Source organism: Glycomyces sp. YM15 (assembly GCF_016918015.1).
Taxonomy (GTDB): domain Bacteria; phylum Actinomycetota; class Actinomycetes; order Mycobacteriales; family Micromonosporaceae; genus Glycomyces.
Genome location: NZ_JAERMK010000009.1, coordinates 45,972 through 59,348 on the forward strand (window position 1 = coordinate 45,972; position 13,377 = coordinate 59,348).

Below are 13,377 nucleotides of genomic sequence, written 5' to 3' on the forward strand. Positions count from 1 at the left end.
CGGAGGCGATCGGCCTCCTCGTTGCCGCGAAACGCTAACGCGGAGTTGGACTCCCGCCATGCTGCTTGCCGGGGCAGGTGTGCCGCGAGCGCGTTCGCGACTGCGAACGGCGGCGCCGGTCGGGTCGCGCTCCGACCCTCGGCGGAAAGATCCTATAGGATCGTGTACATGTCAGCAGCATTGAAGCTCACGTATGACACCGCTCCCGGCGCCTGGCACGAGGGCCTTCCCATCGGGGAGGGCCGCATCGGCGCGATGCTGTGGGGGCCCCGCATCGAACTCAACGAGGACGGCTTCTGGGCGGGCGACGGCTCCTGGAGCGTTCCCGAAGGCGCCGAAGGCCTCGCGGCCCAGGCCGCCGAAGCGGTCCGCCGCGGCGACTACTTCGCCGCCGACCAGCTCGTGACCGGCATGACCGGCAAAGAAGCCGATGCCTACCAGCCCGCCGGCGCCTTCGTCGTGACCCACTCCGACGACGCCGGGCCGGACTCGGCGACGCTTGCGAGCCGTCCATCGGCAGAGCGGCGCGAACTCGACCTCCGCGACGGCCTCGCCACGATCACGCGGGGTCGGGTCGCCCACCAGGCCTTCGCCTCCGCCGACTACCAGGTCATCGCCCTGCGCTGGACTGCCGACGAACCGTTCGACCTCGAACTGCGCTTCGAGTGGCCCCACGAAGGCGGCACCGCCGCCGCGGGCGCCACCGAATTCGACTTCACCGGCATCGCGCCCGTCAGCGTCGTCGGCGGCGACCCCGACTACTCCAAGAGCGAAGGCGTGCGCCGGCTCGGCCTCAACACCCAGGTGCGCTGCGACGGCGACATCGCCGAAACCGAAGGCGGCCACCGCATCCAGGGCGCCCGCAGCGTCGAGGTCTACATCGGCCTCCGTTCCGACTTCGACGAGCGGACCGCGCTCGAGGCGGCCCGCGACGATGCCCGCCGGGCCGCCGCCGCAGGCTGGTCCGGCGTCCTGGACACCCACGTCGCCGCGCACCGCGAGATCATGGACCGCGTCAGCCTCGACCTCCGTCCACAGGCCCCTGTGGACGACGCGACGACCGCCGAACGCCTGCGCCGCCGCGCCGCGGGCGGCACCGACGAAGACCTCGCCGTGCTCGCCTTCCAGTTCGGCCGCTACCTCCTCGTCGGCTCCTCGCGGCCCGGCACCCAGCCCGCGAACCTGCAGGGCATCTGGAACCACCACGTCACCCCGCCGTGGAACTGCGACTACACCACGAACATCAACGTGGAGATGAACTACTGGCCCGCCGAGACCTGTGCGCTCCCGGAGTTCCACGAGCCGCTGTTCAGCCTCGTCGGCGACCTCGCGCGCACCGGCGTGGAGACCGCGCGCCGCCTCTACGACGCGGGCGGCTGGTGCTGCCACCACAACACCGACTACTGGCGCATCACCACGCCGGTGCAGCACCGGGCGTGCTGGCAGAACTGGCCCATGGCCGGCCTGTGGCTCTCGATGCACCTCGCCGAACGCTGGCGCTTCTCCCGCGACGAGGAGTTCCTCGCCGACCACCTGCCGCTCGCACTGGGCGCGGCCCGGTTCGCGTTCGACCGGCTCTCCGAGGGCAAGGACGGCACGCTCGTCACCAGCCCGGCCACCAGCCCTGAGAACGAATTCGTCACGCCGGAGGGGAACTCGGCGGTCGACGAGTCCACCGGGATGGACGCGACGCTCGTGCGCGAGCTCTTCGCGTTCATCCTCGAAGCCGCCGACGTGGTCGCCGAGGTCCTCCACGGCGACGACCTCCAGCTCGTCAAAAGCATCAAAGAGGTCATGCCGCGCCTGGCCGGCCCGAAGATCGGCGCCGACGGCCGCCTCCTCGAATGGGCCGACGAGCGCGAGGAGTCCGAGCCGCACCACCGGCACGTCTCGCACCTGTACGGGGTCTACCCCGGCGACTCCTTCGCCGACTCCCCCGAACTTCTCGAAGCCGCGAAGCGGAGCCTCGAGGCGCGCGGCGACGCGGGCACCGGCTGGTCCCTCGCCTGGAAGACCGCGCTGTGGGCGCGCCTGCGCGACGGCGACCGCGCGCACCGCCTGCTCGGCGAGTTCCTGACGCCCGTGGGATTCCGGGGCGAGGGCGCGGAGTACGCGGACGGCGGGGTCTACAGCTCGCTGCTGTGCGCGCACCCGCCGTTCCAGATCGACGGGAACTTCGGCACGACCGCCGCGATCGCCGAGATGCTCGTCCAGTCGCACCGCACCGAGGGGGGCGCGCCCGTCATCGAGCTGCTGCCCGCGCTCCCGAGCGCCTGGCCCGAAGGGGAGGTCCGCGGCCTGCGGGCCCGCGGCGGGGTCACGGTCGAGCGGCTGGCCTGGAGCGGCGGCGAGGTGACGGCGCTGACCTTGGTGTCCACATGCGACACCGAGGTGTGGGTCCTCGGCAAGGCGGTCCGCCTGGCCGAGGGCGAGTCCTGGTCCGCGGAGATCTGATCAGGACATAAGGGAGCGGCCGGAGCCTGATGGCTCCGGCCGCATGGGTATGAAGGTCGCCTAGCGGATCAGCAGTCGACCGCGGCACCGCTCTGGAGCACCGCGACACCGCAGACGTTCCAGTCGAACGCGCCCGTCGCGTCGACGTTCACCAATGACACCCCGCTTCCGGTCGCCATCGGTTCGCGCTTGTCCGCGATCGAGTTGTCGCATTCCACGTCATCGGGCGCGGCCGCGACCGCGACGCCGCAGACGTTCCACTTCGCGAAGTCGCGCATGTCGACGTTGACCGCCGACATGCCGGCGTTGTCCGCCGAGGCTTCGGCATTCGCCGCATCGAACGCCTCGGCACCGGGGGATCCTCCGGTGCCGAGGATGCTCGCACAGGCGGGGTCCGCGAAGGTCCCGGCGGCTTCCTCCTCGCAGACGGCGGTCAACGCCGTCGGCCCGGTCTCGACCGAGGCCACTGTCAGCCAGTCCGGCGTCGAAGCCGAGGCCTGCGCGCAGGAGAACGCCGCAGCGGCGGCGGCGACAGCCGAAGCCACGACCATGGGCTTGTATTGCATGCCTCTGACCTAACCTTTCGGATCCGGCTCGAACGGACGAAGGATTCGGACCGTGCGGGCTAGAAGTCACCCTGGTCGTCGCCCTTGCTCGGGCCGTCCTGCTCGCCGTTGCCGCAGTCCTGGCCGCTGATCTGGGTCAGCACGTTCTGGCCGCAGATCTGCCACTGCGCCGCGTCCGAGGCGTCGCCGTTGACCAGCGACAGGTCGCTGGAGCCCGTGCCGGAGCCCGAGTCGGCCCCGTCGCTGTTGTCGCAGGGCTGCCCGTCCGGCTGGGCCAGCACGTTCTGGCCGCAGATCTGCCAGTGCGCCGCGTCCGAGGCGTCGGCGTTGACGAGCGACAGGGCGCCGCCGTCCACACCGGAGCCGCCCGCCTCCGAACCGGAGTTGTCGCAGTCCTGCCCGCCCGGCTGGGCCAGCACGTTCTGGCCGCAGATCTGCCACTGCGCCGCGTCCGAAGCGTCGATGTTGGCCAGGCTGAGGTCGCCCGCGTTGACCTGCGCCATGGCCGGCGCGGCCGATCCGAGTGCGGCGAAGCCGGCGGCGATTGCGACGGCGACTGTGGTCTTACGCATGATGTTGCAGTTCCTTTCGATGATGTGGCGGGACGGACCGGGATTCGGCCCGTCCCCAGAACAATGCCGGTTGCGCACCGGCGAGCGAGTTCAGTTGCCGTTGCCGCAGGGCTGGCCGCTGACCTGGGTCAGGATGTTCTGGCCGCAGATCTGCCAGTGCGCCGCGTCCGAAGCGTCGGCGTTGACCAGCGACAGGGCGCCGCTGTCCACACCCGAGTCGCCGCTGCCGGCGTCGGTGTTGTCGCAGTCCTGCCAGCCCGGCTGGGCCAGCACGTTCTGGCCGCAGATCTGCCAGTGCGCCGCGTCCGAAGCGTCGATGTTGACCAGCGACAGCTCGCCGGCGTCGACGCCGTGAGCGGCCATGGCGGGAGCCGCGGCGCCGAGAGCGGCGATGCCTGCGGCGGCCGCGATGAGAGCGATTGACTTACGCATGGTGATCCCCTTGTTCCTGAGGTCGATTTCGAAGCGAGAGCGGGCCGCAGCGGACCCGCTCCCTCGGCTCGTCTAGTTGTTGCCGCACATCTGGCCGACCAGCGGCGAGACGCCGACGTTCTGGCCGCAGATCTGCCAGTGCGCCGCGTCCGAGGCGTCGCCGTTGACCAGCGACAGGTCGCCGCTGTCCACACCCGAGTCGCCGCTGCCGGCGTCGGTGTTGTCGCAGTCCTGCCCGCCCGGCTGGGCCAGCACGTTCTGGCCGCAGATCTGCCAGTGCGCCGCGTCCGAAGCGTCGATGTTGGCGAGGCTGAGGTCGCCCGCGGCGACGCCGGGAGCGGCCATGGCGGGAGCCGCGGCACCGAGAACGGCGACGCCGGCGGCGAACGTGGCAGCGGTAAGAACTTTGCGCATGATGCTGTTCGTTTCCTTCTTGGTTGCGCGCCCGGGGACCCGGACGTCTGCGATCTGGTTTCCCGCCCCGTTCGGAGCGGTGGTACGACTGGCTTCCGCGCGTCGGAGCGCCGGAGGGCGTGGGATCGAGACCCCATGCACTGCAACCGGAGGGAGAGTTTGAAGGCGGACTTCAAGTTCCCCGCGCACCGACGCGCGGAGGCCCTAGTCTGGGGCGACGGACAGCTCGGCGGCGCGGTCCAACGGCCGCCCCAATTCCCCGATCACCGTGCGGGAGAGTGACACCTCTTCCCCCGCGGCGGACGGGGAGACGCAGACAGCGGTGTGGCCGCTGTCGACGCTGATACCTGCGGTCGAGCCTGTGGCTCCACCGGGGATGATCTTCAGGTCAGGCAGTCCGGGGCCGTCGTACAGCCACGGTCTGGCCGAGGTGCGCGGCAGACCGCGCACGTCCTCGACGGTGGATCGCTCCGTCCCCCGCTCATGTTCGGCGGAGCACTCGGCGGCGGCGGCCGGCCGGCCGCTGTTCGCTCCTGGGAGCGACGCCGCCACCTCGTTGGAGACCTGCTGTGCCGCAAGCGAGGTGAAGCTCGGTTGTCCTGCGGCTCCGACGGGGACGCTCCCGGGCGTCGTCCCATCGTCGAGGCGCAGGCCATCGGTCACCAGTCGCGCCAGTACGTCGACCGGATCGGTCGAGGGCGCGACAGTCTCGTAGACACCGGGCACCGCGGGGGCCGGGCCGTCCGCAATGGAGGCCGTTCCCTTCACCAGGTTTCCCACCAGCGGTGCCACTACTTCGGCAGTGCGGTCTCCGACGGACTCGTCATCCAAGTCGAGTAGGCCAGGCACGGCATCGCCCTGCAACGCAGTGCGTACGGCCCCATCCGCCTCGTCCACCAGGGATCCCACCGGCTCGTCCAGGCCCGACACCAGCCTCGAGACCTCCCCCTGCACCGCCGTCGCCCGATGTCCCTGCTGGTTCTGCGGGACCAGTCGCGCGGCCAGGCGCGACATGTCGGACACCTCTGCGGAGAGGGGGTCGGTCATCGCGGCAAGGCCCTGCGATGCTGTGGAATCGTCTGATGCCCAAGCGGATGCAGCCAACGCGAAGGCCCCTAGAAGCAGGGAGCCGAATGCGGTGAGCGCGGCGCCGAGGAAGAATCGGAGCACGCTGAAGCGGCGAGTGACCTCGCTGCCTCCGGCGATGCGTCCCATCGTCTCCCCCGTCGTCCTGATCCTGAGCGCGAGCGTTCTCGCCGCTCGCAATTGTTAGAACGAAAAGGGACTGATCGGGGATACGGGGTGAAACAGATTTTATCCCCGAAAATAGGGTGAGCCGGACTCACAGCGTTTCATTGCTCACGCACAGCAGCGGTTAACACACTGTTTACATGACTTCAACGAGCGAGAAATTGCTTCTTGGGAGCGTGGCAGCACAGCTTCACGGCTCCCCTGCTTCACGGCGCGGATCGAGCCAGGCTGGACCGCGTCACCGTTTGAAGGGCTCCTACCTGATGGCTATCAAGGCCGAGTACATCTGGATCGACGGCACCGAGCCGACGGCCAAGCTGCGTTCCAAGACCAAGATCCTCGACGAGGGCCAGGAGCCCCCGATCTGGGGCTTCGACGGCTCGAGCACCAACCAGGCCGAGGGCCACTCCTCCGACTGCGTGCTGCGCCCCGTCAAGGTCGTGCCGGACCCGATCCGCGGCGGCGACTCGATCCTGGTCCTGTGCGAGGTCCTCGACACCGACTTCACCCCTCACCCGACCAACACCCGCGCCAAGACCGCCGAGCTCGCCGAGCAGTACGCGGGCCAGGAGTCCTGGTTCGGCATCGAGCAGGAGTACACCTTCATGGTGGGCGACCGCCCGCTCGGCTTCCCCGAGGGCGGCTACCCGGCCCCGCAGGGCGGCTACTACTGCGGCGTCGGCGCCGACGAGATCTTCGGCCGCGAGATCGTCGAGAAGCACCTCGACAACTGCCTCGCCGCGGGCCTCCCCATCTCCGGCATCAACGCCGAGGTCATGCCCGGCCAGTGGGAGTTCCAGGTCGGCCCGGCCACCGCGCTCGAGGTCTCCGACGCCCTGTGGCTGGCCCGCTGGCTGCTCTACCGCACCGCCGAGGAGTGGAACGTCTCCGCCACCATCGACCCGAAGCCCGCCAAGGGCGACTGGAACGGCGCCGGCTGCCACACCAACTTCTCCACCAAGGCGATGCGCGAGGACTACGAGCCCATCATCGCCGCGTGCGAGGCGCTGGGCCAGGACAACAAGCCCGCCGAGCACATCGCCGTGTACGGCGACGGCATCGCCGACCGCCTCACCGGCGCGCACGAGACCGCCCACTACACCCAGTTCTCCTACGGCGTCTCCAACCGCGGCGCCTCGATCCGCATCCCGTGGCAGGTCGAGAAGGACAAGAAGGGCTACCTGGAGGACCGTCGCCCCAACGCGAACATGGACCCCTACCTGGTCACCGGCAAGATCGTCGAAACGGTCTGCTCCGCCCTGGAGAAGAAGGGCCTCGTCTGATCTCGAACCGTTAGGGGCCCGCGCGAAAGCGCGGGCCCCTAACGGTTTTCTCCCCCGATAACTCCCGTTCAGCGGCATATCGCGTACTTTTCCGAAGCAGGTTCATCACTCCGCGTCGCAAGTCCGCAGGAGACACTTGGTATCGTCGCGCTTGCCGCGGAACCCCTCGTAGACGGCGGCACCACAGTCCTGTCAGCCCCGGAGGTCGTCGAATGGATCGCGATCGGATGCCGGCACCGCAATGGTTCGGTCCGGAGATCCCCGAGAAGAAGCGGCTCTCCGGCGCGCGGTGGACCTCCCGCCTGTTCAGGGGCTTCCACAAAGAGGCGCGCAAGGTGATCAAGCGCTCCTCCGAGGACGAGACCGAGCTCCCCGCCTACCGGATCGCGCTGCTCCAGGCCCTGGTGCGGTGGCACGAGCTCAATGCGAAGCCGCGCCCCGAGCCGGTCGCCCACGATGTCGACGTGCTCATCGTCTCCGACCTGTCCCTGCCCGGCGGCACCACGGCCTCGAACGCCGCCGACGTGTGCGCGCTGCGCGAGGCCGGGCTGACCGTGGCGCTCCTGCACCACCCCAGCTACGAGCTCGACGCCCTCCGCGGCGTCAACGCGAAGATCCTCGCGCTCGCGGCCGAGGACGACGGCGTGCGCCTAGTCCGCAGCCGCGACCGCGTGCACGCGCGGCTGACGATCGTGCGGTTCCCGCCGTGCATGACCCGGCTCGTCGACCAGCGGCCCGAGGTCGCGAGCGACCGCACCGTGCTCGTCGTGAACCAGGCCCCGTACTACTACTACGGCGCCGAGCCGCAGCGGCGCTCGTGGCGGGTGCCCGAGGTCCACGAGCAGATGACCTCCTGGTTCGGGGAGCACACCTGGTACTGCGCGAGCCCCGTCATCGCGGACCTGCTCACCGCCCACCACGCCGACGAGACCGCTGCGATCGACATCAGCGCCGAGTGCTGGCACGACATCACCGACCCCGAGCACTGGGCCACGGAGGCACCCGAACGTCCGCGCAGCGGACCCATCAGGATCGGCCGGCACTCCCGCGACTCCAAAATCAAGTGGCCGTCGAGCGCCGCAGACCTGCTCGGGTGCCTCCCGGCTTCGGAGGACTTCAGCGTCACCGTGCTCGGCGGCGCGGAATCCCCCCGGCGGATCCTCGGCGACCTCCCCGCCAACTGGACCGTCCACGAATTCGACGCCCTGTCCGTGGAGGCGTTCCTCGCGTCGATCGACGTGTTCGTCTACCACCTCGCCGACGACGGCGTCGAGGCGTTCGGCCGAGCGCCGATGGAGGCGATGGCCGCAGGCGTGCCGTGCGTCCTCGACCCGAGGCTCGAACCCACGTTCGGCGACGCCGCGGTCTACGCCGCGCCGGAAGCGGTCGAGCAGGTCGTGCGGGAACTCGTGGCCGACCGCGAAGCCTATGCCGCACAGGCGGACCGCGGACTCGCGAAGGTCCGCGCATCGTTCTCGAGCGCTCATCTCGTGCGGCTGGTCCAGTCCCTCATGCCGGAACCCGAACCCGAGCCCGAGCCGCGGCGCGGCCTGATCTCCCGGCTCCGCAGCCGCGTCGGGCGGGCGGGCGGCCGATGACGACCCCGCCCCGCCTGCTCTACCTGGCGTTCTTCTTCCCGCCCTCGCGCGCGAGCGGCGTGTACCGCAGCCGCGCCGTCGCCAACCGCTTCGCCCGCACCGGCTGGGACGTCACCGTCCTGTCCGGCCCCGTCGACCACTTCGCGGCGGCGAGCAGCGGACTCGACGACGCGCTCGCCGCGACCGTCGACCCCGCGGTCCGGGTCGTGCGCCCCGCCTTCCAAGGCGCCGCAGGCTGGACCCGGCTGCTGCCGGGTCCGCTGCGCGGGGCCGCCGATCCGATGCGCCGGTACGGGGCCTTCCCGGAGAAGTACGCCGGCTGGTCGGGCAACGCGCTCCGCGAAGCCCTCCGGCTCCACCGCGAACGGCCGTTCGACCTGGTCGTCGCCACCGGGAACCCGTTCTCCGCGTTCGCCGCGGCCGAAGTCCTCGCCCAGCGGACCGGGCTGCCGTACGTGCTGGACTACCGCGACTCGTGGACCCTGGACCTGTTCACGAACAAGCCCGCGTTCCCCGCGGACCACCCCGCGTACCGGTGGGAGGCGGACTTCATCGGCTCGGCCGCCACGGTCACCTTCGTGAACGAGGCGCTGCGCGACTGGCACGCGAAACGCTACCCCGACGCCGCCGAGCGGATGTCGGTCGTGCCGAACGGCTGGGACCCCGACGTCCTGACCGAGACCGCCGCCGAACCCGCACCCGCGGGCATCGTCCGATTCGGATACGTGGGCACCGTCACCGCCCAGCAGCCGGTGATCCGCATGGCCGAGGGCTTCCGGGAACTGCGCTCGCGGGACCTGCCGTTCACTCCCCGGCTGCTCATCCACGGCCACCTCGGCTACTTCGCGGACGGCGCCGAGAAACTCCAGCGGAAACTCGGGATCGGGCCGTTCCTCAGCGCCGACGAACCGGACCCCGACCTGATCAGCTACGAAGGCCCCGTGTCGAAGACCGCCGTGGGCGAGGTCTACGCGCGCACCGACGTGCTGGTCTTCCTCGCGGGCGGCTCGCGGTACGTGACCTCCGGGAAGATCTTCGAGTACATGGCCACCGGGAAACCGATCGTCTCCGTGCACAAGGACGGTTCGGCGGCCGAGGAGTACCTGGAGCGGTACCCGCTGTGGTTCAAGCCCGAATCCCTCGAGGCGCCCCGCGTCGCCGAAGCCCTCGCACAGGCCGCGGACGCCGTGCGGCATCCCGACCCCGCACGCACCGCCGCCGCCCGCGACTACGCCCGCCGCTTCACCCGCGACCGGGCCGTCGACGCCCTCGAGCGGCAGTGCCGTGAACTCCTCGCCCGGCTCCCCTGACCGGCCGGGCGGCCCGCCCTCCGAAGGTCGCCGCCCACACGATCGCCACCGCCGCTGCACCGACCTGGGCGGCTGATTCAGTAACATGGACAGTACTGCTCGGAATGCGTCGACGGCACCGCCCGTGCCCGGCCACGACCGCTTCCGCCGCCACCCCCGCCGACGGTGCCTCGAACCCTTCGTGCCCGTAACCCCGTCGTCCCCCGAAGAAAGAGAACCCGAGTGAAGCAGCAAGTGGAGCACCGCGGACGCGTTGTGATGCTCGTCGCCAACAAGATCGACGGCGATTCACGTGTCCAGAAGTCGGCGCGCAGCCTCAGCGAAGCCGGCTGGGACGTCCACCTCATCGGGGTATCGCCTTCGGGCAAGGCCGAGAAGTACCGGATGGACGAGGTCACGGTCCACCGCCTGCCGGTGCCCCGGATGGCCGCGACGATCTGGGCGCAGCAGCTCCCCAAACGGAAGTACCCGCTGGCATACCAGCACGAGTACCAGGCCGTCGACGCCTGCAACCGGATCGAGCTCAACCGGATCGACCTCGAAGAGCGCGCGGCGGCCTACCCGTCCCGCACCCGCCGCCTGCTCTCGCCCCGCTACCTGGGCGCCAAGGCCGCCAGCGCCCTGTACCGCTCATGGCTCCGGCGGCGGGCCCAGTCGACCGAGCAGTTCACCGCCATGCGCAAATCCCCCGAGCCCTCGCCGGGCCAGGCGAACGTCGAGAAGTTCGAAGTCGCCTTCTGGCGGGCACTGCGCCCCAAGACGTTCTGGCGCCGGCTCGACGTGACGGCGCACCGGTTCGAACTCGCGTTCCGCGACAAGGTCCTGGAACTGGCACCCGACGTCATCCACTCACACGACATCCGACCGCTGGGCATCGCCGTGCGGTGCGCCAACCACCTCCGATTCCGCGGACGCGATACCGTGGTCGTCTACGACGCGCACGAGTACATCCACGGCCTCGAGGACTTCGCGACCCGCCTCCGCACCTCGCTCGAGGCCTACGAGGCGGGCTACATCAAGCAGGTCGACGACGTCGTGACGGTGTCACCGCACATCGCCGACATGCTCCAGCGCCGCTACCGCCTCGCGGCAGCGCCCAAAGTGGTCCTCAACGCCCCCCTGAGCGTCGCGGGCAGCACGGCGGACCTGGAGTACCCCGATGTGCGGGCGGCCTGCGGCCTCGGCCCCGCGACCCCCCTGGGCGTCTACTGCGGCAACGCCGCCCCCGAACGCAACCTCGAGGTCATCATCGAGGCGACGGCGGCGATCCCCGAGTTCCACATGGCCTTCGTCATCAACTCGTTGAGCAGCAAGTACGTCATGTCACTCAAGGAACTCGGCGCCGCGCGGGGCATCAGCGACCGGCTGCACTTCATGACCTACGTGCCCTACGACGTGCTCCCCCAGTTCCTGAGCACCGCGGACGCGGGCGTCCACCCGATGCGCAAGGGCATCCGCAACCACGAACTGGCCCTGCCGAACAAGTACTTCGAGTACATGCACGCGAAACTGCCGGTGGTCGTCTCCGACCTGCCCGCCATGGCGGGCGAGATCGCCGAGCTGGGCCACGGCGAGGTCTTCGACCCCGACGACCCGGCCACGCTGGCGACCGCACTGCGCAAGGTCATCGGCGACACGGCGGCCTACCGGCAGGCCTACACCCGCCCGGAGGTGCTGCTCGAGCGCTCCTGGGAAGAGCAGGCCAAATCGTATACGGCGATGTACGAGGGCTTCCGCGGCCGCATCGCACCGCGCGCCGCGAAGCAGCAGCGCGCCTCCGCCGAGAAGCGGAAGGCGAAGCAGCGGCTCCGCGAGCACGGCGCCCGCCTCGCCGTGGCGGTGCTCCCCGCCCACTCGCCGCTGACCGACGCGCTCGCCGGCCTGCTCGAGGCGTACCCCGAGGCCACCGTCGACCTGCTCACCTCGATCCCCGACCACCGGAGGATCGCCGAACGCTTCGAGCAGCGAGGACTCGGCGACCGAGTCCGCGTCGCGGACCACCGCGAGCAGCTCCGCGACGGCACGCGGCCCTACCACGCGGTGATCGCGGCCGAAGCGGAAGCGGCCGAGTCCCGACTGCACGTACCTCCAGTTCTGGCCGCGTTCTTCCAGGCCGGGACCCCGCTCCTGGTGGCCGGCGACGGGCCGCTCGCCGCGTACGCGAAAGCGAAGAACATCGGCCTCGCATTCGCCCCCGACTCCACCGAGTCGCTGATCCGGGCGGTCACGACGAGCCTCTACAAGCGCTTCAACACCGAGCAGTTCGCCGAGCGCCGCCGCTACGGCACGCCGACCCCCTGGCCCACGACGAACGGCAACGACTCCCGGCTCTGGATGGGACCGGCCAACTACGCGGGCCAGTTGACCAACATCGCCGCCGCCCTCGGCAGGTCCCGCCCGGACATCAGCGCCTGGGTGAGCTCGGTCACTTCCCCGTACAACAAGCTCCAGTACCCGGTGGACCGCAAGCTCAAGCCCTGGGAGCAGCAGCAGGTCCCGGCCCAGCTCGGCCAGGTCGAGCAGGTCCTGACCTGGAGCACGCACGTCATCGCGGACGCCTTCCGACCGGTGTTCGGCACGCTCAACGGCGACGACATCGAAGCCGACCTGCCGCTCATGCTCCGGGCCGGAAAACAGGTCGCACTGCTCGCCCACGGCAGCGAGATCCGCAGCCCCGAACGGCACCTCGCCGCGCACGCCGACTCGCTGTTCCGGGACGCGCCCGAGGACGTGCTGCAGGACTTGCGGCGGATCACCGCCCACAACGCGCGCATCGCGCGCGATTCGGGACTGCCGCAGTACGTCACCACGCCCGACCTCCTGAGCGACCTGCCCGAGGCCACCTGGCTGCCCCTCATCGTCGACACCGACCACTGGGCGAACGACTTCGCGATCATGGAACGGCAGGTCCCGAGGGTCGTGCACGCGCCCTCCCGGCGCTGGACCAAGGGAACGGACCGGGTCCTCCCCTACTTCGAGCGGATGCACGAAGCAGGCCACATCGAGTTCGTCCTCCTCGAGAAGATGACGCCGAGCGAAGTGCACGCCGCCGTGATGGAAGCGGACGTCATCGTCGACCAGTTCAGCATCGGCTCCTACGGGACCTTCGCGTGCGAGGGCATGGCGGCGGGCAAGCCCGTCCTCGCCTATCTGAGCCCCGACCTCCCGGAAGCGATCGGCGCGAAACCGCCGATCGTCTCGTGCACCGCCGATTCGGTCGCCGAAGCGATGGAGTCGCTCTTGGACGACCGCGACTCGGCCCGCCTGATCGGCGCGGAGTCGGTGCGGTTCGCACAGCGGTACCACAACGGCGAGATGACCGTCCGCAAGCTCGGCTCGTTCCTCGAGCCCGCGCAGGAGGACTGAGAAGACAGGTCCGAGTCCGCCCCGAATCCAACGGTCGGGGCGGCCCGGGATCCCGGGCCCCGCATCACGTCGCCGAGTCCCGGGGCCCCACGCGGCCGCCTCTCGCGCCACAATGGGTGAGGCGGACGCCA

10 protein-coding genes are annotated in these 13,377 nt (G+C 70.3%); 5 read left to right on the forward strand and 5 right to left on the reverse strand.

The window, feature by feature from the left end:
* The first annotated feature begins 168 nt into the window (after nt 1-168).
* Nucleotides 169-2,454 carry a glycoside hydrolase N-terminal domain-containing protein gene (locus JHY01_RS11725; RefSeq protein WP_205325830.1) on the forward strand — a complete coding sequence of 762 codons (2,286 nt, stop codon included), beginning with the start codon at nt 169-171 and terminating at the stop codon, nt 2,452-2,454.
* 68 nt (nt 2,455-2,522) lie between these two features.
* Here the strand turns inward: JHY01_RS11725 and JHY01_RS11730 are convergent, their stop codons facing one another.
* The 5 genes from JHY01_RS11730 to JHY01_RS11750 form a co-directional block, all read right to left on the reverse strand.
* On the reverse strand, nt 2,523-3,020 hold the full coding sequence (locus tag JHY01_RS11730) for a hypothetical protein (RefSeq protein ID WP_205325831.1): 498 nt from the start codon (nt 3,018-3,020) through the stop codon (nt 2,523-2,525).
* A gap of 59 nt (nt 3,021-3,079) precedes the next feature.
* Nucleotides 3,080-3,592: a hypothetical protein gene (locus tag JHY01_RS11735; protein ID WP_205325832.1), complete on the reverse strand. Its 513-nt coding sequence runs from the start codon at nt 3,590-3,592 to the stop codon at nt 3,080-3,082.
* Nucleotides 3,593-3,682: 90 nt separating this feature from the next.
* Nucleotides 3,683-4,024 (reverse strand): hypothetical protein, encoded by a 342-nt coding sequence (locus JHY01_RS11740; RefSeq protein ID WP_205325833.1) that lies wholly within the window; start codon nt 4,022-4,024, stop codon nt 3,683-3,685.
* Between the two features lie 72 nt (nt 4,025-4,096).
* Nucleotides 4,097-4,438, reverse strand: a complete 342-nt coding sequence (locus JHY01_RS11745) for a hypothetical protein (RefSeq protein ID WP_205325834.1) — start codon at nt 4,436-4,438, stop codon at nt 4,097-4,099.
* A 204-nt stretch (nt 4,439-4,642) separates the two neighbouring features.
* The gene (locus tag JHY01_RS11750) at nt 4,643-5,653 is read right to left on the reverse strand and encodes a hypothetical protein (RefSeq protein WP_205325835.1); all 1,011 of its coding nucleotides are present in this window, start codon (nt 5,651-5,653) and stop codon (nt 4,643-4,645) included.
* 299 nt (nt 5,654-5,952) lie between these two features.
* Between JHY01_RS11750 and glnII the strand changes: the two genes are divergently transcribed.
* The 4 genes from glnII (at nt 5,953) to JHY01_RS11770 (ending at nt 13,246) form a co-directional block, all read left to right on the forward strand.
* Complete coding sequence (glnII, locus tag JHY01_RS11755) at nt 5,953-6,972, forward strand: glutamine synthetase GlnII (protein WP_205325836.1); 1,020 nt, start codon at nt 5,953-5,955, stop codon at nt 6,970-6,972.
* A 227-nt stretch (nt 6,973-7,199) separates the two neighbouring features.
* Nucleotides 7,200-8,570 carry a glycosyltransferase gene (locus JHY01_RS11760; RefSeq protein WP_205325837.1) on the forward strand — a complete coding sequence of 457 codons (1,371 nt, stop codon included), beginning with the start codon at nt 7,200-7,202 and terminating at the stop codon, nt 8,568-8,570.
* Nucleotides 8,567-9,880, forward strand: a complete 1,314-nt coding sequence (locus JHY01_RS11765) for a glycosyltransferase (RefSeq protein ID WP_205325838.1) — start codon at nt 8,567-8,569, stop codon at nt 9,878-9,880. The genes JHY01_RS11760 and JHY01_RS11765 overlap by 4 nt, the downstream gene beginning before the upstream one ends.
* A 222-nt stretch (nt 9,881-10,102) precedes the next feature.
* Complete coding sequence (locus JHY01_RS11770) at nt 10,103-13,246, forward strand: glycosyltransferase (RefSeq protein ID WP_205325839.1); 3,144 nt, start codon at nt 10,103-10,105, stop codon at nt 13,244-13,246.
* Nucleotides 13,247-13,377: the final 131 nt, after the last annotated feature.

Excerpts from the sequence above, each read along its gene's own strand:
- glnII (WP_205325836.1), top strand. The coding sequence starts at position 5,953 with ATGGCTATCAAGGCCGAGTACATCTGGATCGACGGCACCGAGCCGACG.
- JHY01_RS11740 (WP_205325833.1), bottom strand. The coding sequence starts at position 4,024 with ATGCGTAAGTCAATCGCTCTCATCGCGGCCGCCGCAGGCATCGCCGCT.
- JHY01_RS11760 (WP_205325837.1), top strand. The coding sequence starts at position 7,200 with ATGCCGGCACCGCAATGGTTCGGTCCGGAGATCCCCGAGAAGAAGCGG.
- JHY01_RS11730 (WP_205325831.1), bottom strand. The coding sequence starts at position 3,020 with ATGCAATACAAGCCCATGGTCGTGGCTTCGGCTGTCGCCGCCGCCGCT.
- JHY01_RS11735 (WP_205325832.1), bottom strand. The coding sequence starts at position 3,592 with ATGCGTAAGACCACAGTCGCCGTCGCAATCGCCGCCGGCTTCGCCGCA.
- JHY01_RS11725 (WP_205325830.1), top strand. The coding sequence starts at position 169 with ATGTCAGCAGCATTGAAGCTCACGTATGACACCGCTCCCGGCGCCTGG.
- JHY01_RS11750 (WP_205325835.1), bottom strand. The coding sequence starts at position 5,653 with ATGGGACGCATCGCCGGAGGCAGCGAGGTCACTCGCCGCTTCAGCGTG.
- JHY01_RS11765 (WP_205325838.1), top strand. The coding sequence starts at position 8,567 with ATGACGACCCCGCCCCGCCTGCTCTACCTGGCGTTCTTCTTCCCGCCC.
- JHY01_RS11745 (WP_205325834.1), bottom strand. The coding sequence starts at position 4,438 with ATGCGCAAAGTTCTTACCGCTGCCACGTTCGCCGCCGGCGTCGCCGTT.